The following is a 3163-nucleotide window of genomic DNA, read 5'->3' on the forward strand; positions in this document are numbered from 1 at the left end:
TCTATGAAAATATCTACAATCATTATCACTTTCGCCAACATCTGGAAATGCCTTATACGTTGGGCATGGTTAAACATACGCGCCCTGAAAGTTCAGAAGTATTACTGGTATCATTAGCTGAGCCTTTAAATGAACCTGCGAGCGTTACAAAAATGCCCGAGCCGGGAACTAAAGCCGTACGGGCAGGTGCTTTTGATGCAGTGGCCGATGCGGGTGACAATGCCATCAAAGTTGCTCCGGGCAGCGCCATCCAACCGGCGCTTGACCGTTGCCCTAAGGGCGGCCACGTGGTATTGTTGAAGGGCATACATACTATCAAAGCCCCACTTCGCATACCTTCTGATATTACACTTTCAGGCGAAGGCAAACAAACTATATTGTTCCTTTCGCCGGAGGCTAAGGATGCTCCTGCCATTGTCAACGCATCGCCGACGATGCAAAATGTAACGCTTACTGATTTTTTAATTGAAGGAGCTCTTAAGACAACCGAAAATAACGACCCTAACGGTGACAGACGTACACGGGCCAGCCAGCTTGCAGCAACCAGGGCAGGAATTGTATTTTATGGGCAAAGCGACAGCCTGATGAAGAATATCAATCTTACTCGCGTCACCGTTCAAAACTGCACACAAAACGGGGTAGCCATTGCCGGGGCAACCGGTGTAACCATTGCTGAATGTAATTTTAGCGATAATGGATCGAGTGTACCGCCGGGCAATGGTCAGCTTCATAACCTGCATCTTACGCATATCCGCAACGCGCAAATTAAAAACTGCCGCCTAGACACATCGCCCTGGGGCTGCGGACTTGACATAACCAACGGGACCAACATTGTGATTACCGGCAATGAAGCCGCGCGCAATAAAATTGACGGAATACGTTGCAATGACGTCAGGAATGTAATCATCAGCCAAAACCTTACAGAAGGAAATGACAGCTCAGGAATCAGCGTAAATACCTTATTTAATGGCAGTACCGGGCAGCTTACCGGCAATCTAAGCCAGAACAATGGTGGTAAGGGTGTAACGGCTATTGCAAATATTAAATTGCTTAACAACAAACAAGTTAATAACGGGATAAGGTAATATAAAAGAAGCCTCTTGGTTCAATACTAAGGGCTTCACCCATTACCCGTTCCTGGGAGTCTGTTTGTTTGTTGCTGCGTTTAATTTCAAACTATCTATACTTATCGGCTTAGCTAATTCCAGCTGCTGTAAGGCTTTATTGGTTTTTTCCAGGTCTATCCTGTCAGATTTCGGGGTTGTTATGCTTTCAGCCGCTGCCGGGTTTCGGTAATAATGCAGAATGTTCTCCTTTAGGGGATACGTGAGCTGGTCGAAATGTGTATCAGCCAGTTTAATCACCATATCACTGTAAGTTTTATCGGCGAGGCCGTATTCGCCGGGAGCGGTAAGCTTGCCTGTATCAAAATCAATATCGGCAAACGCTGGTTTTTGCTCATGGAGCCTATTTAGTGCAGCTTCATATTCTGAAACCGAAGCGTCAAATCCTTTTATAAATAGTTTCTCACCTTCAGCGCCGGGGTCTTTGAATTTTAAGGGTTTCAGCGGCCCTATTTTGGGTGAAATGCGTATAATGAGCGACAGTACCACAGCCGTAATTCCGGGTCGCTCACGGTCTTTGCCGTAGTCGGCTGTATATTCTTTTCGCTTCATCCGGTAATGGAACTTTTTCTCAGTCATGGTCGGATCGGTTTTTATTAAATCCTGACTTTTAATAACCCAAGCTGTTCGTGTTAATGCAGGTAGAAGGCTTTTGACCGACCACCTGAATGTCGCTACCGCCAGTGGAAAATTCAAAAAAACGGAAGTTATTTTTTGTCCATAAGTTTTTAAAAAAGCCCGCTCTAGTACCGGCTGCGCCACCTGGAAGCCGATAAAGTTGTGATATGATTGCGGGAAATAATTACCCCGGGCTGTTTGAAGCACGTCAAACGCGAATTCTATGCGCTTGTGCGAAATATGGTCTTCATCATAAGTAGCTATGTTACCAAATTTTCGCATTTTTGGATAAACAATCGGTACCGCCACATTCGCGGCCAGCGAATGGCCGTATTTGTCGGTCATATAATGCGCTAAAGCTCCCAGGGCAAAAGCATATTCATATAAATTTTGTGATTCTGATATAAGAGCAGATACAAAATCGCCGCTGCGTACATAATGCACAAGGTTTGTAAAATAAGGATTGCCCATGGGGAAATAGCCCATATCTGCAATAAGCGAACCGCCATAGGCGTATGAGCGTGCCTTTTTTAATGAATCGGCCGGCGAATCAGGGTATTTCAACTTCAGTAACGGCAAAATCGCCTTGTCCCAGCTTGCATCAATAACAGCCTCGTGTGCCAATACCGAATAAGCTTTCGATGGCGCCGGGTTTATTGCTAAAAATATGGCAACAAGTAATAAGTATCTGCAAAGTTTAAAAAAGCGCATTTACCAAAGGTTTAATATGATTAAAATGTAAAAAAAAAGAATTTGTTTGGGGTCGGCATTAAATAAATCACTGACTAACTGACTTGATGACTGTTACGAAGAAACATTGATAGGATCTTTTTTTGTACGGCTCGATTACTTTTTAAAACTTGCGCTATGATAGAATTGTCCATCTATTTTAAATTTTAATCCATTTTTCAATACACAGATTAGCCTAATTTTAGTGAGTGTCAAATACTATCTCCCGAAGCAAGTTTGTTCAATATTGTGCCTTTGGTGTTGTCGCTATTGCCTCGGCACCGCTCAAAAGTTGTATTAGTTTAAAAAAATCAGGACGGGCGCCAGCCAAAGGGCCATCTCGATATATTTTCTCGATGGATGATCAATGGCTATTTGGCGGCAAATACCAGGAAGGTTCACTCGATCCATCCTTTAAAGACACTTCATTTAAACCCATTACACTACCGCATTGCGTAACCAACTTATCCTGGCAAGACTGGAAACCGGAAAGCTGGCAAGATATCTGGATCTATCGCAGGCATTTTAATCTGCCAAAAGAAGTAAGCGGTCTGCGTGTTTTCTTACATTTTGACGGCGTAATGGTGGGTGCCGAACCTGTAATTAACGGCCACAAATTGCCAAAGCACCTTGGAGGCTATCTGCCGTTTAGCTACGAGGTTACCGGCGTACTACAGGAAACTCAAAATGTA

The 3163-nt window shown here is 43.9% G+C and carries 3 protein-coding genes; 2 read left to right on the forward strand and 1 reads right to left on the reverse strand.

All coding sequences use genetic code 11. The annotated features are described in order from the left end of the window. On the forward strand, nucleotides 1-1085 hold a 1085-nt coding region (locus VL525_RS12900; RefSeq protein WP_325387185.1), incomplete at its 5' end, for a right-handed parallel beta-helix repeat-containing protein. Nucleotides 1086-1127: 42 nt separating this feature from the next. Here VL525_RS12900 and VL525_RS12905 read toward each other — a convergent pair. Next, complete coding sequence (locus VL525_RS12905) at nucleotides 1128-2453, reverse strand: zinc dependent phospholipase C family protein (RefSeq protein WP_325387187.1); 1326 nt, start codon at nucleotides 2451-2453, stop codon at nucleotides 1128-1130. 374 nt (nucleotides 2454-2827) lie between these two features. On the opposite strand from VL525_RS12905, the gene VL525_RS12910 reads away from it, so the two are divergent. Beyond that, nucleotides 2828-3163 (forward strand): sugar-binding domain-containing protein (locus VL525_RS12910; RefSeq protein WP_325387189.1); only part of this gene is annotated, 336 nt, incomplete at its 3' end.

The organism is Mucilaginibacter sp., assembly GCF_035492695.1.
Taxonomy (GTDB): Bacteria; Bacteroidota; Bacteroidia; order Sphingobacteriales; family Sphingobacteriaceae; genus Mucilaginibacter.

Bases quoted from the DNA above. Each gene is read 5' to 3' on its own strand.
- VL525_RS12905 (WP_325387187.1), bottom strand. From the start codon at position 2,453: ATGCGCTTTTTTAAACTTTGCAGATACTTATTACTTGTTGCCATATTT.